The sequence below is a fragment of the Bordetella sp. genome, from assembly GCF_057362025.1.
The window spans coordinates 24796-46673 of sequence record NZ_JBMQQZ010000061.1 but is presented as its reverse complement, the minus strand read 5'-3'; the positions used below and the strand labels follow the sequence as shown (position 1 = coordinate 46673).

Sequence of the window (21878 nt, the reverse complement as noted above, 5' to 3'; positions counted from 1 at the left end):
GGCGGGAAGGCGATCCAGCAGACCATGTCCCATCCGTAGTTGGCCAGTACCCCGCCGGACGAGAACGAGCCCAGCACCATGGTGCCGAACACGAGGAAGTCGTTGAAGGCCTGGACCTTATTCCTTTCCTCCGGCCGATGGCATTCCAGCACCAGCGCGGAGGCGCCGACGAAGCCGAAATTCCAGCCCAGGCCCAGCAGGATGAGCGAGGTCCAGAAGTGGCCCACCGACAGCCCGTGCAGGCCCGTGGCGGCGGCCGCCGCCGTCAATAGCAGGCCGGCCAGGACCACGCGTCCCGGGCCGAAGCGCGTGATCAAACGGCCAGTGAAGAAGCTGGGGCCATACATGGCGATGACATGCCATTGCAGGCCCAGGTTGGACGCTTCCTGCGGCAGGCCGCACAGCCGCATGGCGAGCGGCGCGGAAGTCATCAGGAAGTTCATCAGCGTATAGCTGATGACGCCGCAGATCACCGCGACGATGAAGGCGGGCTGGCGCACGATCTGCCCCAGCGGGCGGCCCGCGGCGCTTTCGGCGGCGGTGGGGATGGGCAGCTTCACGCCCATCAGGATAAAGGCGCTGATCAGCGCCACCCCGGCCTGCGCCAGATAGGTGACGGCGAACATGTGGGGCGCCCACAGGTCCATGGTGTGGGTGACCAGTTGCGGGCCGAGCACGCCCGCCACGACGCCGGCCGCCATGACGGTGGACAGGGCACGCGCGCGTTGCGGCGCGGGCACGCATTCGGCGGCGGCGAAGCGGAAGGACAGGACGACGGCCGCGTAGGCGCCGCCGAACAGCATGGCGAAGCACAGCATCCAGAAGCTGCCGGTCAGGATCGCCCACGCGGAAAGCAGGCCCACCAGGACACCGCAGCCGGTGCCGAGCAGGAAGGCGGCCCGCCGTCCGTAGCGTTGGGCGATGGCGCCCGCCGGCAGCGTGGACAGGGCCATGCCGACGACGAAGACGGAAATCGGCATGGTCGCCAGCGATTTATCGGGCGCCAGGGTATTGCCGATGATGGCGGCGGTGGCGTAGACAACGGTGGTATTGGCGCCTGCCAGCGCCTGCGCGACGGCCAGCCGCGCGAGATTGCCTTGAACGAGTGTGCTGCCCAAAACGGTGTCCCCATCCCATGGTGGCCACCGCGCGTGGCGCGTCCCGCATGGACGGGGACGCGGCGCGTCGCCGGGCGGTGGCTTAGGACCGGGACGATAACTTATTTCTTCAATTCATATATTTATGACCCTGATGCATTTGGGGCCGGGGTGGCTGCCCGGTCAGGGCCCGGCGGGGTGGCTGTGGGCGCAGCGGCGGCGATTCCGTCGCTGTCGCCGCCGCCGACGGACTTGTATACGGCGATCAGGCGCAGGAACAGTTGGTGGTTGCTGTCGGACAGGTCGCGGCGCGCCTGGATCCAGGTGCGCTCGGCATCCAGCTCGACCAGGAAATCGGTCAGGCCGCGTGCGTAGCGGGCGCGGGCCAGCTCGTAGGACTCGCGGCTGGCGTCTTCCCGGGTTCGCAGGCGCGCGTTGCGGCTGCGTTCGGCGTCGTAGCCGGTGAGGGCGTCGTCGATTTCCTGCCACGCTTTCAGGACGGTCTGCTGGAAAGTGACGGCCGCCTCCTGCTGCGCCAATTCCCGCAGGACGATGGTGGCGCGCCTGCGCCCCTGATCGAAGATGGGCAGGGACAGGGAGGGTCCGATGCTCCACGTCCGTGTGCCCCAATCGCCGAAGCGCCCGCCTTCGTAGGATTCGAAACCGAAGGTCGCCCCCAGCGTGATGCGGGGATAGAGGTCGGCGACGGCCACGCCGATGTCCGCCGTCGCGGCATGCAAGCGGGCTTCGGCGGCGCGGATATCCGGACGCCGCAAGGCCACCTGTGACGGCAGGCCGATAGAAAGATCCGGCAATCTTGCCGGCAGGGCAGCCAGTGGCGCGGAAGCCGGTGCGGCCAATGTCCGGGTCAATGCGCCGGGCCGCGCATTCATCAGCAGGCCGATCTGGTTGATCAGCGCGGTTTCCTGCGCCCGCAGGGTCGGCATCCGCGCTTCCAGGTCCGCCAGCAAACCGCGCTGGCGGCTGACGTCGAGTTCATCGATCAGCCCGCCGCGCGCACGCGCCTGCAACAGCGCCAGGCTGTCGCGTGCCGCCGCGATGTCCTGGTCCAGCAGGTCGCGTTGCTGCTGCGTCAGGCGCAGTTCGAAATAATCGCGCGCCAATTCGCTGGCGACCGCCAGCCGCACTTCGTCCAGCAGCGCGGCGGCGTTGTCGACGTCGGCGTCGGCCGACTCGATGGCGCGCCCCACGCGCCCCCACAAGTCCAATTCCCACGAGGCGTCGAAGCCGGCCTGGTACAGCGTGAAGGGCGAGCTGAGGACCGAGACCAGCTCCTGCCGGTTGGCGGGTGCGACGGCGCCGGCCAGGCGCGTGCCGGCGGAATACTCGCTTTGTCGCTGGCGCGTGGCGGCGCCGTTGGCGTCCAGCATCGGCCCGCGCTGCGCCGCCACTGTCACGCGCCGCATGCGGCTTTGCGCGAAGCGCAGCGCAGCGGTTTGAAGGTCCGGGCTGGCTTGCAGCGCGCGGGTTTGCAACTGGTCCAGCGTGGTATCGCCGAACAGGGTCCACCAGCGATCCGCGAGCGGCGCCGTGCCGGGCGGCACGGCGGGTATGGCGGCATTGGCGGAGTCGGCGGGATCGTCACCGCGCGGGCTGCTGCGCCAGTCCTGCCAGGAGGCCGGCGCCTGCACGGCCGGTGCCTGGTAGTCGGGGCCCACCGCGCAGCCGGCCAGGATCGCTGCCAGAAAGGATCCGCACAGCATGCGCCGCGAGCGCTGCCTGTCGCGGCGCGGGAAAGAGCGGATAAGCGTATGCAGGGACATGGCGAAGGTCTCAGGCAAGGCGGCGGCGGAACAGCCAGGCGGCCAGGGGCAGGGTAATGGCGGCGATGCAGGCGAAGGGGATCAGGTCATGCCAGACCGCCGTCATGCCGGCGCCTTCCAGGTACACGCTGCGCACCAGGTCCACCGCGAAACGCAGCGGATTGGCGTAGGTGGCGATCTGCAGCCCCTGCGGCATATTGCGCACCGGCGTGGTCAACCCGGACAACAGCACCAGCGGCATGAGCAGCACGAAGTTATAGAGCATGGCCTGCTGCATGGTGGAGGACAGGGCGGATATCGACAGGCCGACCCCGACGATGGCGACGGTGAACATCATCAGCCCCGCGTACAGCACGAGCGGGCTGCCCGCCATCGGAATGCGGAACCAGAAAAGCGCGATGGCCAGGACCAGCGAGGATTGCACCAGCCCGATGGAAATGGAGGGCAGGGCCTTGCCGAACATGATAGTGATAGGCTGATAGGGCGTGACCAGCAATTGATCGAAGGTACCCTGCTCGCGTTCGCGCGCGACCGATAGCGCCGCCAGGGTCATGGTCTGGATCATGCTCAGCGTGGCGATCAGGCCGGGGATGATGCTCCAGCGCGTTTCCAGGTTGGGGTTGTACCAGGACCGCATTTCCACATTGACCGGGGGCGGGACGGCGCCGGGCCGGTTGGCGTTGTAGGCCGCGACGATGTCGCGGATCTGTCCGGCGGCCGTGCCGGCCGTCGTGGAGTTGCGGCCGTCCAGGATGAGCTGTAGCGGGGCCGTTTCCCCGGCGGCCAGCAGGCGCTCGAAATCGTCGCCGAAATGCAGGACCAGCAGCGCATCGCCGCTGTCGATGGCGCCGGCGATCTCCTCGGACGAGCGTAGCGTGGCGACCCGTTCGAACACGCCCGTGCCGTCCAGGCGTGCCAGCAATTCCGTGGATGCCGCGCCGCGGCTCTGGTCGAGCACGGCATACGGGACGTGGGTCAGGTCGAAGGTGGCGGCGTAGCCGAACAGCAGGCTCTGCAGGATGACCGGCACGATCAGGATCACGCGGCTGGCCGGGTCTTTCAGGACGGCCAGGAATTCCTTGTGGCACAGGTTGCCCAGTTGGCGCAGAAAGGCGATGGCGGTTTCCATGGTGTCCGGCCTCATCGGTCCAGCGTCTTGCGGGTCAGGCGGCCCACCAGCAGCAGCAGCGCGGCGGCGTAGCCCGCGAGTATGGCGCAGTCCTTCAGGATCAGCGGCCAGTAGTCGCCGGCCAGGAAAACCGTCTTCACCAGCTCCATGAAGTAGGTTGCCGGCAGGGCGTGGCCGATGATATTGACGACGTATGGGACATTGCGCAGATCGAAGACGAAGCCCGATAGCATGGTCGCCGGCATGAAGCTGGCCAGGATCGCGAGCTGGCTGGCAAGGAACTGGTTGCGCGTGACCGCGGATATCAGCAGGCCGATGCCCAGGGACACCAGCATGTAGAGCGTGGACCCTGCCAGCAGCGCGGCCATGGACCCTTGCAGCGGCACCTGGAACAGGAAAAGCGCGGCGAGCAGGCACAGGCCCAACCCCACCATCCCGACGCAGAAGTACGGAATGATCTTGGCAAGCAGGACTTCCAGCGGCTGCACGGGCGTGACGAACAGGGCCTCGAGCGTGCCGCGCTCCCACTCGCGGGCCATCACCAGCGCGGTCAGGAAGGCGCCGATCAGTGTCATGATCAGGACGATCAGGCCGGGTACGAGATACCAGGTACTGTCGTTGGCGGCGTTGAACCACATCCGGTCCACGACCGTCACGCTGCCGCCGTTCGCGGTCATGCTCAGCGTGGCGCCGCGGTCGGACTGCTTTTGCAGCCATAGGGCGACGGCCGCGCGCAGGTAGCCCGCCACGGTGAGCGCGCGCGTCGGATCGCTGCCCAGCACCAGTGTCTGCACGACCGCGTTTCCCGCGGCCAGGCGCTGCGAATAGTCGCTGGGAATGCGCAGCACCGCGTCGGCCTCGTGGGCGATCACGGCACGTTCCGCGTCGCGGTAGGAGGCGGCCGGCACGCAGGTCAGGTAGGGCGACAGTGCGATGCTGGCGGCCAGATCGTGCGCCTGGGGGGAGTTGTCGTCCATGACCAGCAGCACGCGCGCATTCCTGACGTCCAGCGAAAGCCCGTAGCCGAAGATCAGGATCAGGATGATGGGCAGCACCAGGCCGATCAGCATATTGGCGCGGTCGCGGAACAACTGCCGCACTTCCTTGCGCGTCAGCGAGACGACGCGCCGCAGGAATCCGTGGCCTTTGCCCGTCGGGCGGGCGGCGGCCGCGCGGCTCATGGCGCGGCTCCCGCCGGGTCGGCGGATCGCGGTCCGCCGGGCGGTCCGTCACCGGCGGCGCCGCTGCGCGTGTCCGCGGCCGCATGGTCTTGTTGCCCGTTCGCCGCGCCGGTGCGCCCGCGTTCCACGATGCCGATGAAGGCCTCTTCCATGGATAGCTTGCGCGACGGGGTGGCGCCGGCCTGGATGCGAACCGCTTCTGGCGTACCCAGCGCCAGCAGCTTGCCGGCGTCCTGGATGACGATGCGGTCGCAGTATTCGGCCTCTTCCATGAAGTGCGTGGTGATCACGATGGTGGTGCCGGTCTGCGCCAGCGCCGTGATCCGGCGCCAGAACGCGCGCCGCGCCAGCGGGTCCGCGCCGCTGGTGGGTTCGTCCAGGAACAGGATCTCCGGTTCGTGCAGCAGGCCGACCGCCATGGCCAGGCGCTGCTTGATGCCGCCGGCGAGTTGGCTGGCGGGCCGTTCCAGATGCCGGCGCAGCGCGAATTGTTCCGCGACGGCGTCGATGCGCTCGCGCAGGCGCGCGCCATGCAGTCCATAGGCCCCGCCGAAGAAGCGCAGGTTTTCCAGCGCGGACAGGTTGCCGTAGAGCGCGAACGCTTGCGATACGTAACCGATGCGCGCCCGCGCCTGGGCACGCGCGGTACGCAGGTCCATGCCGGCCACGCGCGCCGTGCCGCCGCTGGCCGGCAGCAGGCCGCACAACATGCGGAATGTCGTGGTCTTGCCGGCGCCGTTCGGGCCGAGCAGGCCGAAGATCTCGCCGCGCGCGACGCTGAAGGTCGTGCGGTCGACGGCGACGAAGTCGCCGAACCTGCGGACCAGGTCGCGTACCTCGATCGCCGGTCCGTTGTCCGGCGCAGGTTGCGCGGATGGCGTGGGCGGCGCGACGGACGACGAGGCCGATGCCGATGCCGGTGACGACGTCGATGGCGGCGTAGGGGGCGCTGAAGGCAAAGCGCGCAACGGCGACGACGAAGGCGGAACCGGCGGCGCTTGCGACGCCGCCGTCACGGACGAGCCGTCCGGGGACGATGCCGGCGCGGCGATGTCGTCCGTCGCGCCGTTCATGCGCGCATGCAGCAGGACCATGAAGCCGTCTTCCAGCTGCGCCGGCGTGGCCGAGGCATTTTCCGCATCCTCGCCGAGCATGCCGATATCGGCTCCGGAGCGCAGGATGAAACGCACTTCGCCGCCGCGCGGCACGGCATCGACAATGGTGTCGCGGCGGTCCAGCAAGCGCGCCTGCCGCGCGCGCGCCGCTTCGCCGGGCCGTGCGGGGACGACGTAGCACAGCCCATGCGCGCGCGACGCGATGTCGGCCGGCGCGCCGCTGGCCAACAGGCCGCCATCGTGCAGGACATGCACGCGCGAGCAGCGTTGGGCCTCGTCCATGTACGCGGTCGACACCAGCACCGTCAGGCGCTCGTCGCGCACCATCTGGTCGATGATCTCCCACAGTTCGCGCCGCGACAGCGGATCGACGCCCACAGTGGGCTCATCCAGCAGCAGCAGCTCGGGCGAACGTACCAGCGTGCAGGCCAGGCCGAGTTTCTGCTTCATGCCGCCGGAGAGCTTGCCCGCCAGGCGCCCCGTGAAATGCTTCAGGTCCGTCATGTCGAGCAGGCGCGCGTAGCGTTCGCGGCGCTCGCCGGCCGCGATGCCGTGCAGATCGGCATACAGGTCCAGGTTTTCCTGCACGCTCAGGTCCTCGTACAGGCCGAAGCGCTGCGGCATATAGCTGATCAGGTCCTGCACGCGTTGCGGCGCGCGCGCGACGTCGTATCCGAGTACGTGCAACCGGCCCGTATCCGGACGCATGAGCCCGGCTGTCAGCCGCAGGAAGGTTGTCTTGCCGGCGCCATCCGGCCCGACCAGCGCGGTGACCGACCCGCGCGGCACGTCCAGCGTAATACCGTCCAGCGCCTGGACGTAGCGCTGCGCCGTCTTGACGGTGAACCGCTTGCCGATATCCCGGGCGTCGACGGCCACGCCGTCGTCACCCATGGCCGTCCCGTCGCCTGGGTGTGGACCCATGCTCCTGGCCGCGCTGTCGTCACGCGTGGCCGCGTCGTCGCCCGGGTGCGCGCGCACGGCCGAGGCCGTACTATCGCCCGCGCGGTTGCCGACGCTCATGGCCGCTCGGTCCCCGCCGTCGCCGGCTGCACCGCAATGGTTACCGTCGCCGGCATGCCCAGGCGCAGGCGATCGCCGGGGTCGTCCACCAGCACACGGACTTCATAGACCAGGCTGGTGCGCAGCGCCTCCGTTTGCACATTCTTGGGCGTGAATTCCGCCACGGAAGAGATATAGCCCACCTTGCCGGCGATGGGCTGGCCGGGATAGCTGTCGGTGATCACCTGCGCCGGCATGCCCAGCTTGATGCGTCCCAGATCCGTTTCGTTCACGTAGGCGCGTATCCACTTCGGATCGTAGATCGCCAGCGTATAGACGGGTCGCTGCGGCGAAGCCATGTCGCCGGGCTCCAGCAGCCGGGCGCGCACCACGGCGTCGCGCGGCGCCTTCAGTTCGGACAGATCCAGACGGTGCTGCAGCAGCGCGGCCTGCGCGCGTGCGGCTTGCAGCGCCGCCTCGGCTTCGGCGATGTCCTCCGCGCGCGGGCCCAGCCTGGCCAGCCGCAGGCTTTGCTTCTGGCTGTCCAGGCGCGCCTGCGCCACGCGCAGCCGCGAGGCCGCGCTGTCCATGTCTTCGCGGCTGACCCCGCGGCCAGACGTATCGCCCGCCACGTCCCGCAGCCGCTTCAATTGGCGCGCGGCCAGGTCGGCATCGGCCTGCGCCGCCGCGACCTGGGCTTCCGCCTGCTGTACTTCCTCCGGTCGCGTGCCGTTGCGCAGGCGCAGCAGGGCCTGCTCGCGCACACCGACTTCGGCACGGGCCTGGGCCAGCTCCAGAACCAGCGTGCGGGTATCCAGCCGCGCCAGCACCTGTCCCGCGCGCACCCGGTCGCCTTCTTCGACGCGCATTTCGGCGATGCGATCGCTGCCGTCGAAGGCCAGGGAGATCTGCCGGATGTCGACGTTGCCGTATAGCGTCAGGCGATTGGGGTCCGCCGGAGAGCGGTTCCATAACCAGAACCCGCTGGCGACCGCCGCCACGACCACGACGGCGAGGATGACAAGTTTCTTCTTCATATTTGCGGTAGTGCAGAGAAGGGAGAATCGAGCCCGGTCTTTCCTCAATGTAAGCCATGGCAATCTATAAATCAAATTTGAATTTAAGATAGCGCGGCCCCGTGGATTAGGCGAGCTCAGGTTCTGCCAGACCATCGCTCGACGGCCTCACACTTCGGCATAGCGTCGAACCCGTTCAGGCCTGCGGAGTGCCATTTTCCGGTGGGTTAAATGGGGTCGGATTGATATACAAACGGCTCCGATCGATATAAAAACCAAATTTGAATTTAAAATGAGAGCGCTACTCCAGGCTTTCCTCCATTCGACGATCCGCGCCCGGCCATGCCCTTCCGCAGCCTTCCCCCCGCGCCCGCCCCCGCCGCCCGCACGCGCGCCGATGGAGAGGCGACCCGGGCCAATATCATCGAAGCCGCCGGCCAACTGTTCGCCGAACGCGGGTATGCGGACACCACCAGCAAGGCGATCTGCGAACGGGCGCGGACGAATATCGCCGCGGTGAATTACTACTTCGGCAGCCGCGACGCGCTTTACCTGGCGCTTTTGCGCGAAGTGCACAAGCGCCTGATGAGCATGGGTTTCCTGCGCGAGATCGCAGGCAGCGCGATATCGGCCGAAGAAAAGCTGGGGGTTTTCCTGGAAGGCCTGGTCAGCGCGATCGTCGATTCGACCAACTGGCATACCCGGCTGTGGGCGCGCGAGATCCTCACGCCGTCCCCGCTGCTGTCGCAGGTCCTGCGCGAGGAAGCCTTGCCCAAGTTCCAGGTGCTGGCCGGCATCGTCGGCGAAATCACCGGCCTGCGCCCCGGCACGCCCGCGCTGACCTGCTGCGTGCTCAGCGTCCTGGCGCCTTGCCTGGTGCTGCTTGTACTGGACCCCGCCGTCGAATCGCCGCTGCGCGCGTTGTTCGACCGTCCCGCCGCGCAATTGGCGGCGCAGATGCGTGTCCTGGCCCTGGAGGGCCTGAAGGGCGTGCGCGCCGGCGGCCACGGTTCCGCGTAGGCGCCGGCGGGGGCTTTGCTACCATTGGCATTCGTAGAACCAGCCATCACAGGATGCGACGGGGATTCGGACGTTCCCCTCGCCAATTACCCATGAAGACGTGGATCAAGCGCATATCGATAGGCGTGGCGACCGTGCTCGCGCTTGCCGTGGCGGGCGTCGCGGTTTTCCTTCTGACCTTCGATCCCAATGCCTACAAGGACCGCCTGCAAGAGTGGGTCCATGACCGGTATCGCCGCACGCTGACCATCGATGGCGACATCGAGGCCTCGCTGTTTCCGCGTTTGGGACTGACATTGCAGGGCGTATCGCTGTCCGAGCCGGACAGCACGGAGGCGTTCGCGTCCATAGATACGGCGCGCATCTCCGTTGCCATCCTGCCGCTGCTCTCGCGCAACGTCGTGGTCGATCATGCCAGCTTCAGCGGTGTGAAGGCGCGCGTGGTGCGGGACAAGCAGGGGCGCCTGAACTTCCAGGATCTGTTGGGCGGGGGCGAGCCCGCGCGGCAGGACGAGCCCGCGCAGCGGGACAGCGGCGGGGATGCGCGCGCTACCCCGGCGCCGCGCATCGATATCGCGGGCCTGGACATCAAGGACGGCGAGATCCAGTTGCAGGACGATGCCACGGGCCGCGCGCTGGCGATTTCGCAGCTGAACGCCAAGACAGGCCGCGTGCGGATCGACGAACCCTTCGAAGCCAGCCTGTCCGCCCATGTCGAGGGCGCCCGGCCGCAGTTCAATGCCGACATCGCCGGGAAGGCCATGGTGCGTATGAATCCGCAAGCGCAGCGCTATGAGCTTCGCGCGCTGGACCTGAAGGCCGCCGGCCAGTTGCCCGGCGCGAATGCCAGGAACCTGACCGCGCGCGGCGATCTCGCCTATGACGGCCAGACCGGCGCCGTGGACGCGAGTACGCTCGAAGTGGTGTTCCAGGGCGAAGTCGCCGACGTCGATGGCGGGACCGCGAATGTCGATGCCAGCCTCGCCGCCGAGCGCTTGCGTACCGACCCGCGCAATGGTTCGATCCAGGCGGCCAAGGTGGCGGTACGGGCCAAAGGCAGCCTGCCGCGCGGCCCCTTCGAATTCGCCGCGGACGCGCCGGCGCTGGATGTCTCGCCCAGCGCCGCCTCCGGCGATGCCATCACCGCGCGGCTGCGGGTCGCCGGCAACGAAGGCGTGGACCTGCGCCTGGCGTTGAACGACATCGGCGGCAACAGCGGCAATCTGTCTGTCGGGCAGGCCAGGCTTTCCGGCGAACTCAAGCAGGGCGACCGTGCCTGGAACGTCGGCGTCGCGTCGCCCATGACGCTGGATCTGCGCCGGCGCGCCGGGGTCATGTCCGCGATGGCTGGCGAAGCCGTCATTGTGGGACCGCATCTGCCCGGGGGCACGATGCGGATCCCCTACACCGGTTCGAGTCGCGCGGACCTGTCCGCCAGGTCGGCCGAGCTGGCGCTGGACGCACAGCTCGAAGGCGGCAAGCTGGCGTTGAAGGCGGATGCCACGCGCCTGGGCGCCGAGCCCGCCGTGCGATTCGCCCTCAGCGCCGATACGCTGGATATCGACAAGCTGCTACCGCCTTCGTCCGAAGCAGGGGCAGGCAAGCCGGCAGTGCAGGCGGGCGGCAAGGGCGGCGATCAAAAAGGCGGCAGCGCCGCCGCGGCGCCTGCCGGGGCTGGCACCGCTGCCGGCGCGGAACAGGGCGGCAAGCCGGCAGCCGGCGGCGCGCCGACGAATCCGTCGCGCGGCACCCCAGACGCGGTACCGCCATCCGGCGCGTCGGCGGCACAGTCCGGCGATATCGATCTATCCGCGCTTGTGGGACCGACGGCCCAGGGCACCATCAAGGCCGGTCGCGTCGTGGTACGCGGCCTCACCATGCAGGATCTTTCCGCCACGGTGAAGCTGGCGCAGGGCAAGCTGGAGGTCTCGCCGCTGGCGGCCGCGCTGTACAACGGCAAACTGGCGGGCACGCTGACGCTGGACGCCGCGCATGACAATGCGCTGGCGACACGTTTCACGCTGGACGGCGTGGCGGTCGGTCCGCTGCTGGCCGACCTGACCAAGCGATCCTCCCTGACGGGCGTGGGCAGCGTGGCGGGCAATCTGACCACGCGCGGCCGGCGGTCCACGGCCATGCGCGACAACCTGGCCGGCACTTTGCAGCTGCGGCTGCGCGATGGCGCGATCAAGGGCTTCGATGTGGCGCGCGCGCTGCGCGACCTGAAGCAGGCGGTACTGGGCGGCAAGGGGGGCGGCTCGACCGACGTGCCGGCCGATACGGCGCGCGAGACCACCTTCAGTCGCATGGACGCGGATCTGGCATTGGCCGCGGGCATCGCCACCATTACCCGCCTGGACGTGCAATCGCCGGTGCTGCGGGTCAGCCAGGGTACGCCCGCCATCATCGACCTGCCCAAGGGTACGCTGGACGTGGTTGCCAACGTGAAAATCGCCGAACCGCCGCCCGCGGACCTGCGCGAGCTGCGCGGTGTGGCCGTGCCCGTGCACCTGGCTGGGCCGTATGATGCGCTGCGCTATCGCATCGACTGGCGCGCCGTCGCGGGCGATGCCGTCTCGCGAGCCCTGGAGCGCGCCCTGGGCGGCAAGGGCGCGGACAAGCAGAATAACGAATCGCGCCAGGACCGCCTCCGGGACCTGGGCAAAATGCTGAAGGGAATCACCGGAAAATGAGCACTCAATACCATCCCGTCGCCCACTGCGGCGGTGTCGAGGATCCGCGCGCGGCCGACTACGATCGCCGCTGGCTGCTGGTCAATTCGGGTGGCCAGTGGATCACGCGCGAAGCGTGCCCCGCCCTGGCCGGTATTGCGGTGGAATTGCGCTTCGGCTACCTGGTGCTGCGCGCACCCGGCATGCTGCGCATCGATATTCCCCTGGACGTCATCGAGGATGACGATAGCGTGCGCACCGCCGTGCTCGTCGGCGAGCAGGCTGTGGATGTCGTCGATGAAGGCGAGCTCGCCGCGGCGTGGGTGTCCAATTTCACCGGCATTCCTTGCCGCCTGATGAAAGTGCATCCCGACATGGGCCAGGTGCACTGGCCGACGTAAACGCGTGGCGCCCGGCGCAGCCGGCCGGGCGTGTTCAGGACTTGCGCGCGGCGCTCATGGCGGCATGCGCCACCAGGCCGGCCGCCAGGCCCCAGAAGGCCGATCCCACGCCCCAGAACGTCATGCCGGAGGCCGTGGCCAGCAGCGTGATCAGCGCCGCTTCGCGGCCGTGCTCGTCGCGCATGGCGGCCGCCATACCGCCCATGATGGGCGCCAGCAGCGCCAGACCGGCCAGCGCCGCAATTAGCGCCGGCGGCAAGGCCTGGAAGAATACGGCCACCGCGCCGGCCGCGATGCTCAGCACCACATACGCGGCGCCATAAGCGACGGCCGCCACATAACGGCGTGCCGGATCCGGGTGGGCTTCCCGGCCGGCACAGATCGCCGCGATGATCGCCGCCAGCGTGACGGAGTGCGCGCCGAACGGCGCCGCGACCAGGCCCACGCCGCCGCTGACGGCGATGACGCGAGAGGCGGGCACGTCGCGATAGCCGGCGGCCTGCAGCACCGCCAGGCCGGGCAGGTTCTGCGAGGCCATGCCCACGACGAACAAGGGCACGGCAAGGCTGATGACCCCGCGCCAGCTGAAGACCGGCGTGGTCCAGACGAACTCCGTCAGGTGCCATTCGGCGCCGCCGAAGGTCAGCAGGCCCTGCAGGGCGGCGGCCGCGAGACCGACGGCCAGTACCGCGAGGATGGCGTAGCGTGGCGCAAGGCGCTTGAAGACCAGGTAGGCCAGCGCCATCGGCACCACCAGCGCCGCCTGCCGGCCCATGGCGCCGAATACCCCGATGCCGAAGTTCAACAGAACGCCGGCCAGCATGGCGGAGGCGATCTGCGGCGGAATGCGGCGCGCGATCGGATCGACCCATCCCAGCAGGCCGCACACCAGGGCCAGGGCGGCCGCTACCACGAAAGCGCCGACCGCTTCCGCGAACGGCACGCCGGACAGGGCGGTGATCAGCAGCGCGGCGCCGGGCGTGGACCATGCCAGCACGATAGGCAGCCGGGTCCGCAGGCTTAGCCATACGCCGCCCAAACCCAGCGCCAGGCAAATCGAACCCAGCCATGAGCCGATGCGCGCCGCGTCCAGGCCGACGGTGTGGCCGGCCTGCACCATCAGCACCGCCGTGCCGCCGAAGCTGACGACGACGGCGACCAGCCCGGCGACGATGGCCGAAAGGGAAGCATCGCCGCGCAGCGTGGCGCCATGGGAAACGTTGTCGGTGGGAGAGGGAATATCGAGCTGGGTGCGGGGCGGCGGCATCGGCGGTGCTGGCGTCGATGGTCAGGCGTGTCCGGTCAGGCGGCGGTACTTGGCCATGAGCGTGTCCTGGCCCTCGCGCCATTGCGGATGGATTTCGATGCACTCGACCGGACAGACCACCTTGCACTGCGGCTCGTCATGATGGCCCACGCATTCCGTGCATTTATCCGGATCGATGACGTAATAGTCCTCGCCCATCGAAATCGCTTCGTTGGGACACTGCGGCTCGCACACGTCGCAGTTGATGCATTCTTCGGTGATTCTCAGAGCCATGGCGGACGGCGTCGGGCGCCGGTCGGGCTGCGCGAAGGACGCGCGAATGCGTCCATTGTAATGCCGCCCCGGCGCGGCGCTTGGGCCCCGGCCGCTGGGGCGGCGGCGGGACGCTCGCCGCGGTCCGTGGCGCGCCCTGCCGCCGCAGCCGTTGCGCGCGGGATGGCACCACGCGGCCGGGTGGTCAACCCGGCCAGCTCTGCTCGCGATGTTCCTTGGCCTTTTCCTGGAGCCAGCGCTCGACGGAAGGAAAGACGAATTTGCTGACGTCGCCGCCCAGTTGGGCGATTTCGCGCACGATGGTGCCCGAGATGAACTGATACTGATCCGACGGCGTCATGAACAGCGTCTCCACGTCCGGCAGCAAATGCCGGTTCATGCCCGCCATCTGGAATTCGTATTCGAAGTCCGACACGGCCCGCAGTCCGCGCACGATGACGCGGCCGTTCTGATCGCGCACGAAATCCTTCAGCAGGCCGCCGAAGCTTTCAACGCGAACGTTGGGGTAATGGCCGAGTACTTCGCGGGCGATGGCCACGCGTTCGTCGATAGTGAAGAAGGGCTTTTTGTTGCGGCTATGCGCAACGCCCACGACCACTTGGTCGAACAGCGCGGCGGCGCGCCGTACCAAGTCCTCGTGACCACGCGTCAGCGGGTCGAATGTGCCGGGGTAAACAGCGATGATCATGCGCCCTCCCTTGATTTATAGGTGTGTCGCCTCTTCCAACCGGCGATTATTGATCTATTTCCGCATTGCAGCAAACCGGAGTAGCGCATAGTGGACAACGCCGGCACGATCTTTACGCAATATTTCGAATTGTGTTTCCGGCTCGGGGCTGGCCAGTGCGGGTGCCGGCGCAGGCTGCTGCGGCCGGATTTCGGCTTCGCTTTCCACATACACCAGCGCGCCGTCGTTCAGTACGCCGGGCAAGAGAGGCCAGATGCGTTCGAGCCAACCCTGGCCAAAAGGCGGGTCCAGCAGTACCAGGTCATAGCGCGATGCATTCATGCGCCGCAGTGTCTCCATGGCGTCGCCCGCGTGGATGCGGATCTGGTCGGCACCCAGCTTATCGCGCAAGGCACGCAGTGCGGCCAGCGCGGCCTTGTCCCGTTCCACCATTTGCACGTGGCCGACCCCGCGCGAAGCCGCCTCGAAGCCCAGCGCGCCGCTGCCCGCGAACAGGTCCAGCACGCTTTTGCCGGCGAAGTCGCCATCCCAGAAGTAGTGGAGCCAGTTGTACAGCGTTTCCCGCACCCGGTCCGGCGTGGGCCTCAGGCCGGGGGTGTCGATGACCGCAATGGGCGTGCGCCGATATTGGCCGCCTACGATGCGAATATACTTGTTCGTCATGCTGAATTTCTTCAAGAAAAAACCCCCCGCGCCCGTCCCCGAGCCTGCCCAGGTTCCCGCGCCCGCCACGCCCCCCCAGAGCCCCGCGGCCGCCGAACCGGCCGGCCGCGTCGCGTCCGTCCCTCCCGCGCCCGTGCCACCGGTAGAGGAGCAGGCACCCTGGCCGTCCGCCGCGCCGCAGTCGCCCGTCGACCTGGGCGGCGCCTCCGCGCGCCTGCCCGGGGAAACCGCAGGCGGTCCGCCGCCGGCCCCGCCTGCGCCGGCGGCATCGAACGGGTTCGATGCGCCGGTCACCGTGGACCCTGACGCACCCCTCACCGCCGAGCCCGCCGCGAAAAAATCGTGGCTTCAACGCCTGAAGCAGGGCCTGTCCCGCACCGGCCAAAGCATCGGCGGGCTGTTTGTGGGCGTCAAGGTCGACGAGAACCTGTTCGAGGAACTGGAAACGGCCCTCATTATGGCCGATGCCGGCGTCGAGGCCACCGAGTCGCTGCTGACCGCGCTGCGCGCCCGCGTCAAGAAAGAACGCATCGAAGATGCCGCCAAGGTCCGCGATGTGTTGCGGCAGATCCTGGCCGACCAGCTGCGTCCGCTGGAGCGCCGTTTCGACCTGCATCGCGCCCGGCCGCTGGTCGTCATGATCGCCGGCGTGAACGGTGCCGGCAAAACGACTTCCATCGGGAAGCTGGCCAACACATTTCAACGCCAGGGCGCGTCCGTGCTGCTGGCGGCCGGCGATACGTTCCGCGCGGCGGCCCGGCAGCAATTGGTGGAATGGGGCACCCGCAATAATGTCACGGTGATTTCACAGGAAGGCGGCGACCCCGCGGCCGTGGCCTTCGATGCGGTCAATGCCGGCCGCGCCCGCGGCACGGGTGTGGTGATGGTGGACACGGCGGGGCGCTTGCCCACGCAGTTGCATCTGATGGAAGAGCTGAAGAAGATCCGCCGCGTCATCGGCAAGGCGGACCCGGCCGCGCCGCACGAAGTCCTGCTGGTGGTGGATGGCAATACCGGGCAGAACGCGCTGGCGCAGATACGCGCATTCGACGCGGCCATCAATCTGACCGGCCTGGTCGTGACCAAGCTGGACGGCACCGCCAAGGGCGGCACGCTGGCGGCGGTGGCCGCCGGCAGCCAGGGCGTGCGCCCGATCCCGGTGTATTGGATCGGGGTGGGGGAAGGGCTGGAAGACCTGCAGCCTTTCGTCGCCGACGAATTCGCCGCCGCGCTGCTGGGCATGTCCAGCTAAGGCGCTATTTCCAGAACCGCTTCGCGCGTCCCAGCTTGTCGAAGGCGCGCTGGGCTTCGCTGGTCAGCTTTTCCTGGCGGGCGCTGATCCAGCCGAGGGCGAACCAGGCCTGCGGATGCCGGCTGCTCCATTGCCGGTACAGGTCGTGAGCGACCGACAGGTCGTTCATTTCGCCGAGCACATCCTGCACGGCCGCCAGCCGGCGGCGGTAGTCGCGCATCTTGTGCGCGGGCAGCAGCGACTCGGCGAAGCTCAAGCCGTAGCGCAGCCGCTTGGCGCGCTTGCGCAGCGCATGGCGGGACGGGATATCCAGTTCGGCGAACCGTTTGCCCTCCGACAATACCTGCTTGTGCCATCTGCGCAGCCGCCGGGCCAACAGCGTCTTCAGATCGCGCGGCTCGCGCGGTGTCAGCGGGATGATGGTGGGATGGATGATTTCCACGGCGCGCGGCGCGGCGGCGGCGATGGTCCTGGCCGTGGCGGAGTGCGCGGAGCCGGCATCGGCTGCGTTGCCCTCGGGGCGATCCTTGCCGGCGGCTTGCGCGCCGTCGATAGCGGTATCGCCATTGGCGTTGGCTTCGGCGGCCACATGCGCCACGCCGGTCTGGCCGACGCCGTCGAGGTCCGGCGCGGGCCGTACGTCCAGCGTCCACTCCAGCATGTCCAGCAGCCACGACTGGAAGGTCTTGCCCGCCGCCGTATCCCGCGCGGCCACCGGCGGCGTGTCCTCATGGGGGATCGGGAAGGTCGGCATGCCCGCCTTCACCAGAGCCGGGATAATGGATTCCTGCAGGACGTCCTGGTCGCGGTTGGCGCCGAAGGCGGTGAAGTACGTCCGCAGCGCGGATTGCGCGGCGTCGGGGGGCAGCTCGGCCCAGCCGCGGAACAGGCGCCAGGCCGATCGCAGGCGCCGTATGCCGACGCGCAACTGATGCACATGTTCCGGCTGGCCCGCGCCGTACACGTCCAGCGTGTCGACCTCGGCCAGCATCGCCGCGTTGCGCATGACCTGGTCCATGCATTCCGCGGCCACGGCCGCCAGGCCCTGCGGCGGCGTCATCGCCGGCGAGAGCGATACCGGTTTGGCCTGGCGCGGTCCCCAGAACTGCGCGATCGCGGCCTGGCGCGCGTCTTCCGGCTGGTCGGCCTGCGCCAGCGTGTGCGCCAGCCCCGCCAGCGCGTCGCCGCGCTCGGATTTGCTGCGCGGATCCAGCACCAGCCCATAGCGGGACAGCCAACCGCGCGCCGTCGCGAAAATCGCCGAGGGGCGTCCGGACACCAGTTCGAATTCCACTTCGGAAATCGGCAGTTCCAGCTCGCCGGCCCGCAGCACGCCGTAGTCGTAGGCGATTTCCACGGTCCCCAGCCGCGTGCGGGTCTTGCGCACCAGGCGCATGACGTCCGTTTCGTAGCGCAATTCCAGTTCGCCTTTCAGGGCCGCGAGCGCGTCATGGACTTCCGTGCCGGCATAGACCGAGAGGTCCAGGATGGGGCCGGGGCGGGGGTGGTTCATCTCCACCCGTGTGATCGCGTTGGCGCCCGGCGTTTTCAGCGTTTGCACCCACTTGCGCCCCTCACGCCGCAGGCGGATGGCGATGCGCGCCCGCGCCAGCTCCCGATCGGGTGTATCGAAGTACATCGCGTGCAATGGCAGGCGCTCCGCGCCGGCCTGCCTGAGTTCGCGCTCGACGCCCGCGCGGGACGCCATAGGCACGTGCAGCTTCAATTCCTGTTCCGACATGACGTTCCGCAAAACAACAGTGACCCGCGATGTTACCCATCCGTGCCACCCGGGTTGATGACGTGTCATAAAGAAGTCATTTGTGGTCCATGTTGCACCCGCCGGCGGCCCGGCGGGAATTTTTTATGGCGTGCCCGCGCCCGAAGCCGGGGCCCGGATGCCGCTGCCCGCCCGGCCGGGTTAGCGCATCCGGCGGGCTCCCTGCGGGCGAGCCCGGCCGGGCCCTTTGCCGCGGCGCTAAAATGGTCGTTTTTCCCCGCCGTCCCGCCCTCATGTCCGCCCAGCCGACCCCTGTCGCTCCCGCTTCCGACACCGAATCCTTCGGGATCGCCTCGGTCACCGAAATCATCGCCGAACTGCGTGCCGGGCGTATCGTCATCCTGGTCGACGAAGAAGACCGGGAAAACGAGGGCGACCTCGTCATGGCGGCCGAATTCGTCACGCCGGAAGCCATCAACTTCATGGTCACCCATGGCCGTGGCCTGGTCTGCCTGACGCTTACCGAAGAACGCTGCCGCCAACTGGACCTGCCCTTGATGGCGTCCCGCAACGGTACCCGTTTCGGCACCAATTTCACGGTCTCCATCGAAGCGTCCGAAGGGGTGGAAACCGGCATTTCCGCCGCCGATCGCGCCCGTACCATCCGCGCCGCGGTGGCGCGCGACGCCAAGCCGGCGGATCTGGTCCAGCCCGGCCATATCTTTCCGGTACGCGCGGTGCCCGGCGGCGTGCTGGTGCGGGCCGGCCATACCGAGGCCGGCTGCGACCTTACCGCCATGGCGGGCCTGACCCCGGCCGCGGTCATTTGCGAAATCCTCAAGCCGGACGGCACCATGGCGCGGCTGCCGGACCTGGTCGCCTTCGCCAAGGCCCACGATTTGAAGATCGGCACCATCGCCGACCTGATCCAATATCGAAGCGAGCACGAATCCATCGTCCAGCGCCTGGGCGAGCGTGTCATGCAGACGGCCTGGGGCAGTTTCCGCTCGGTGGCCTATCGCGATACCGCGACCGAATCCATCCATCTCGCCCTGGTGCACGGCGACATCGATCCGAACCGCGAGACCCTGGTCCGCGTGCATGAACCTGCCTCCGTGCTGGATGTCCTGGATACGGGCTCCAGCCAGCACAGCTGGGGGGTGGCGCAGGCCCTGCAGGCCGTTGTCGACGCGCCGGCGGGCGTGGTGGTGCTGATGAACTGCCAGGCCGGCGGCGAACACCTGTCCGAGCAGATCTCCGCCTGGAACGACCCCGCCCACGCCGCCCGGGCAGAGTCGCGCGGCGACCGCCTGGGGCTGCGCACCTACGGCATCGGCGCGCAGATTTTGCGGGATCTCAACGTCGGCCAGATGAAACTCCTGGCGCGTCCCCGGAAAATGCCCAGCATGGCGGGGTTTGCGCTGTCGATTACAGGTTACGATTGCGACCCTCCCGCGTCCCCGGTACGCTAGGAGCCCGATCCTCGCCCACCGGCGTCCGCCCGACGCCGGCCGTGTTCACCGTTTGCAACCCATCGCCCGCAACCTATAAGGCAGTTATCGATGAATCCCTATACCTTATCCCCTGACTTGAACGGCGAGGGGCTGCATATCGGCATCGTCCGCGCTCGTTTCAACGAGGAGATCGGCCAGGCCGAACTCGAAGCCTGCCTCGAAGAACTCGCCAAGCTGGGCGTGGACGAACGCGACGTCATGCTGGTCACCGTCCCGGGCGCGCTGGAACTGGGCGTGACGCTGGCGCGCATGGCCGAAACCTACGAGTTCGACGCGCTGATCGCCCTGGGCGCCGTGATTCGCGGCGAAACCTACCACTTCGAAGTGGTCAGCAACGAGATGGCGTCCGCCATCACCCGCATCTCCGTGGAAACCGGCATTCCCATCGCCAACGGCGTGCTGACGGTCGACACGGACGAACAGGCCGAAGCCCGAGCCCCCGGCAAGGGCCGCGACTGCGCGCAGGTCGCGGTCGAAATGGCCAACCTGATCGCCGCCCTCGAACCCGAATCCGAAGATGAGGACGAGGACGAAGAAGACTACGAAGACGAAGAAGACGATGACGATGACAACCGCCGCTGATCAAGCCGCCCAGGTCCGCGCCAACGCGCGCAGCGCGCGGCGCCGCGCGCGCGAATTCGCGCTGCAGGGTATCTACGCCTGGCTGCTGCGCGGTGGCGAAGGCACGCAGGACGCCGGCGAGATCGATGCCCATCTGCGCGACGCGGAGGATTTTTCCGAAGCGGACGCGCAATGGTTCAAGACGCTGCTGCATGGCGTCCTGCGCGAAGCGCCAGACCTGCGCGAGCGGTTCGCGCCCTTCGTCGACCGGCCGCTGAACGAGCTGTCGCCGGTCGAACACGGCATCCTGCTGATCGGCAGCTACGAACTGGTGCATCACATCGAAGTCCCGTACAAGGTCGCCATCAACGAGGCCGTCGAACTGGCCAAGTCATTTGGCGGCACCGACGGCTTCAAGTTCGTCAACGGTGTGCTGGACAAGCTGGCGGCGGTGGTGCGCGACAAGGAAGTGGCCGCGGCCGCGCGCCGCTGACAAGCGCCCGCTCCGGCGTCACCGGCACTTTCCCAGGAACGCGCGTGGCCTCCGAATTCGACCTGATTGATCGGTACTTCAAGCGCGCCGCCCCGCCGGGAATGCTGGGCGTGGGCGACGACTGCGCGCTGTTCGGCGTCCCGCCCGGCATGCAGGTGGCAACCAGCACCGACCTGCTGATCGAAGGCCGGCATTTTTTTCCCGACGTGGATCCCCGCGCCCTGGGCCATAAATCGCTGGCCGTCAACGTGTCGGACCTGGCCGCCATGGGAGCCAGGCCGATAGGCTGCCTGCTCGGCCTGGCGCTGCCGGAAGTCCGCGAGCCCTGGCTCGCGGCGTTCGCAGAGGGATTCCACGCCATGGCCCATGCCGCCGGTTGTCCGCTCATCGGCGGCGACACCACCGGCAATCCCGGCGTCCTGGCCATCAGCGTGACCGTGTTCGGGGCTGTCCGCCCGGACGCGGCGCTGCGCCGCAGTGGCGCCCTCCCTGGCGACGATATCTGGGTGTCCGGGGCCCTGGGCGACGCGGACATCGCCTATCGCCTGCTGAGCGGACAGATGCCGGCGGACGATGCGCTGCTGGCGCGCACCCGTGCCGCGCTGGACTGGCCGAAGCCGCGTTTCGCGCTGGGGCAGGCCCTGGCCGGCGTCGCGCGTTCCGCCATCGATATCTCCGACGGCCTGCTGCAGGACCTCGGGCATATTTTGAAGGCCAGCGGCGTCGGCGCGCGCCTGTACCTGGACGACCTGCCCGTGTCCGCCGCCCTGGCGGGCGTGCCGGCCGATCGTGTCCGCCACGCGGTATTGGCCGGTGGCGATGCCTATGAACTTTGTTTTACGGCGCCGGCCGATCGGGCGGATGCCATCCGCGTGATCGGCGCCGAATCCGGCGTGGCCGTCACCCGTATCGGCGCGATCGAGGCCGGCACGGCGCTTACGGTGCTGGATGCCGACGGCGCGCCCCTGCGCGATCTTCCTCGCGGTTTCGACCATTTCCGTTCCTCATGACCCAGACCACACCGGATCCC

At 68.4% G+C, this 21878-nt stretch carries 19 protein-coding genes; 8 read left to right on the top strand and 11 right to left on the bottom strand.

Translation table 11 applies throughout. The annotated features are described in order from the left end of the window. The 6 genes from ACO1P8_RS12005 to ACO1P8_RS11980 all read right to left on the bottom strand — a co-directional run. The coding region (locus ACO1P8_RS12005) for an MFS transporter (protein WP_486296107.1) at positions 1 to 1118 on the bottom strand (1118 nt) is incomplete at its 3' end. A 122-nt stretch (positions 1119 to 1240) separates the two neighbouring features. Beyond that, positions 1241 to 2881, bottom strand: a complete 1641-nt coding sequence (locus tag ACO1P8_RS12000; protein ID WP_486296106.1) for an efflux transporter outer membrane subunit — start codon at positions 2879 to 2881, stop codon at positions 1241 to 1243. A 10-nt stretch (positions 2882 to 2891) separates the two neighbouring features. Next, positions 2892 to 4010 carry an ABC transporter permease gene (locus tag ACO1P8_RS11995; protein ID WP_486296105.1) on the bottom strand — a complete coding sequence of 373 codons (1119 nt, stop codon included), beginning with the start codon at positions 4008 to 4010 and terminating at the stop codon, positions 2892 to 2894. 11 nt (positions 4011 to 4021) lie between these two features. Further along, entirely contained in the window at positions 4022 to 5191 is a 1170-nt protein-coding gene (locus ACO1P8_RS11990; RefSeq protein WP_486296104.1) for an ABC transporter permease, read from the bottom strand. Beyond that, complete coding sequence (locus ACO1P8_RS11985) at positions 5188 to 7200, bottom strand: ATP-binding cassette domain-containing protein (protein ID WP_486296111.1); 2013 nt, start codon at positions 7198 to 7200, stop codon at positions 5188 to 5190. Before ACO1P8_RS11985 ends, ACO1P8_RS11990 begins: the two co-directional genes overlap by 4 nt. A 125-nt stretch (positions 7201 to 7325) precedes the next feature. Next, positions 7326 to 8345: an HlyD family secretion protein gene (locus ACO1P8_RS11980; RefSeq protein ID WP_486296103.1), complete on the bottom strand. Its 1020-nt coding sequence runs from the start codon at positions 8343 to 8345 to the stop codon at positions 7326 to 7328. Between the two features lie 321 nt (positions 8346 to 8666). Here ACO1P8_RS11980 and ACO1P8_RS11975 point away from each other — a divergent pair, with 321 nt between their 5' ends. The 3 genes from ACO1P8_RS11975 to ACO1P8_RS11965 all read left to right on the top strand — a co-directional run bounded on the left by ACO1P8_RS11975 (position 8667) and on the right by ACO1P8_RS11965 (position 12417). Next, positions 8667 to 9344, top strand: coding sequence for a TetR/AcrR family transcriptional regulator (locus ACO1P8_RS11975; RefSeq protein ID WP_486296102.1), 678 nt, complete (start codon positions 8667 to 8669; stop codon positions 9342 to 9344). Positions 9345 to 9436: 92 nt separating this feature from the next. Then, positions 9437 to 12037, top strand: a complete 2601-nt coding sequence (locus tag ACO1P8_RS11970; protein WP_486296101.1) for an AsmA family protein — start codon at positions 9437 to 9439, stop codon at positions 12035 to 12037. Next, on the top strand, positions 12034 to 12417 hold the full coding sequence (locus ACO1P8_RS11965; RefSeq protein WP_486296100.1) for an MOSC N-terminal beta barrel domain-containing protein: 384 nt from the start codon (positions 12034 to 12036) through the stop codon (positions 12415 to 12417). The genes ACO1P8_RS11970 and ACO1P8_RS11965 overlap by 4 nt, the downstream gene beginning before the upstream one ends. Positions 12418 to 12451: 34 nt before the next feature. On the opposite strand, the gene ACO1P8_RS11960 is transcribed toward ACO1P8_RS11965, so the two are convergent. The 4 genes from ACO1P8_RS11960 to ACO1P8_RS11945 form a co-directional block, all read right to left on the bottom strand. Continuing rightward, entirely contained in the window at positions 12452 to 13684 is a 1233-nt protein-coding gene (locus tag ACO1P8_RS11960) for a benzoate/H(+) symporter BenE family transporter (RefSeq protein ID WP_486296099.1), read from the bottom strand. 21 nt (positions 13685 to 13705) lie between these two features. Then, positions 13706 to 13957: a YfhL family 4Fe-4S dicluster ferredoxin gene (locus ACO1P8_RS11955; protein ID WP_094839867.1), complete on the bottom strand. Its 252-nt coding sequence runs from the start codon at positions 13955 to 13957 to the stop codon at positions 13706 to 13708. A 184-nt stretch (positions 13958 to 14141) separates the two neighbouring features. Beyond that, positions 14142 to 14645 carry a pantetheine-phosphate adenylyltransferase gene (gene coaD, locus ACO1P8_RS11950; RefSeq protein WP_486296098.1) on the bottom strand — a complete coding sequence of 168 codons (504 nt, stop codon included), beginning with the start codon at positions 14643 to 14645 and terminating at the stop codon, positions 14142 to 14144. 54 nt (positions 14646 to 14699) lie between these two features. After that, positions 14700 to 15323, bottom strand: coding sequence for an RsmD family RNA methyltransferase (locus tag ACO1P8_RS11945; RefSeq protein WP_486296097.1), 624 nt, complete (start codon positions 15321 to 15323; stop codon positions 14700 to 14702). Between ACO1P8_RS11945 and ftsY the strand changes: the two genes are divergently transcribed. Beyond that, positions 15307 to 16560: a signal recognition particle-docking protein FtsY gene (gene ftsY, locus ACO1P8_RS11940; RefSeq protein ID WP_486296110.1), complete on the top strand. Its 1254-nt coding sequence runs from the start codon at positions 15307 to 15309 to the stop codon at positions 16558 to 16560. The two genes, ACO1P8_RS11945 and ftsY, sit on opposite strands and share 17 nt — an antisense overlap. Before the next feature lie 4 nt (positions 16561 to 16564). Here the strand turns inward: ftsY and ACO1P8_RS11935 are convergent, their stop codons facing one another. Further along, on the bottom strand, positions 16565 to 18301 hold the full coding sequence (locus ACO1P8_RS11935; RefSeq protein WP_486296096.1) for a CYTH and CHAD domain-containing protein: 1737 nt from the start codon (positions 18299 to 18301) through the stop codon (positions 16565 to 16567). Between the two features lie 272 nt (positions 18302 to 18573). On the opposite strand from ACO1P8_RS11935, the gene ribBA reads away from it, so the two are divergent. The 4 genes from ribBA to thiL all read left to right on the top strand — a co-directional run bounded on the left by ribBA (position 18574) and on the right by thiL (position 21858). Next, a complete protein-coding gene (ribBA, locus tag ACO1P8_RS11930) occupies positions 18574 to 19752 on the top strand; it encodes a bifunctional 3,4-dihydroxy-2-butanone-4-phosphate synthase/GTP cyclohydrolase II (protein ID WP_486296109.1) in 1179 nt (392 codons plus the stop codon). Between the two features lie 90 nt (positions 19753 to 19842). Next, positions 19843 to 20376 carry a 6,7-dimethyl-8-ribityllumazine synthase gene (gene ribH / locus ACO1P8_RS11925; RefSeq protein WP_486296095.1) on the top strand — a complete coding sequence of 178 codons (534 nt, stop codon included), beginning with the start codon at positions 19843 to 19845 and terminating at the stop codon, positions 20374 to 20376. Continuing rightward, positions 20360 to 20848: a transcription antitermination factor NusB gene (nusB, locus tag ACO1P8_RS11920; RefSeq protein ID WP_094839872.1), complete on the top strand. Its 489-nt coding sequence runs from the start codon at positions 20360 to 20362 to the stop codon at positions 20846 to 20848. The genes ribH and nusB overlap by 17 nt, the downstream gene beginning before the upstream one ends. A 44-nt stretch (positions 20849 to 20892) precedes the next feature. Continuing rightward, complete coding sequence (gene thiL, locus ACO1P8_RS11915; RefSeq protein ID WP_486296094.1) at positions 20893 to 21858, top strand: thiamine-phosphate kinase; 966 nt, start codon at positions 20893 to 20895, stop codon at positions 21856 to 21858. Positions 21859 to 21878 lie beyond the last annotated feature (20 nt).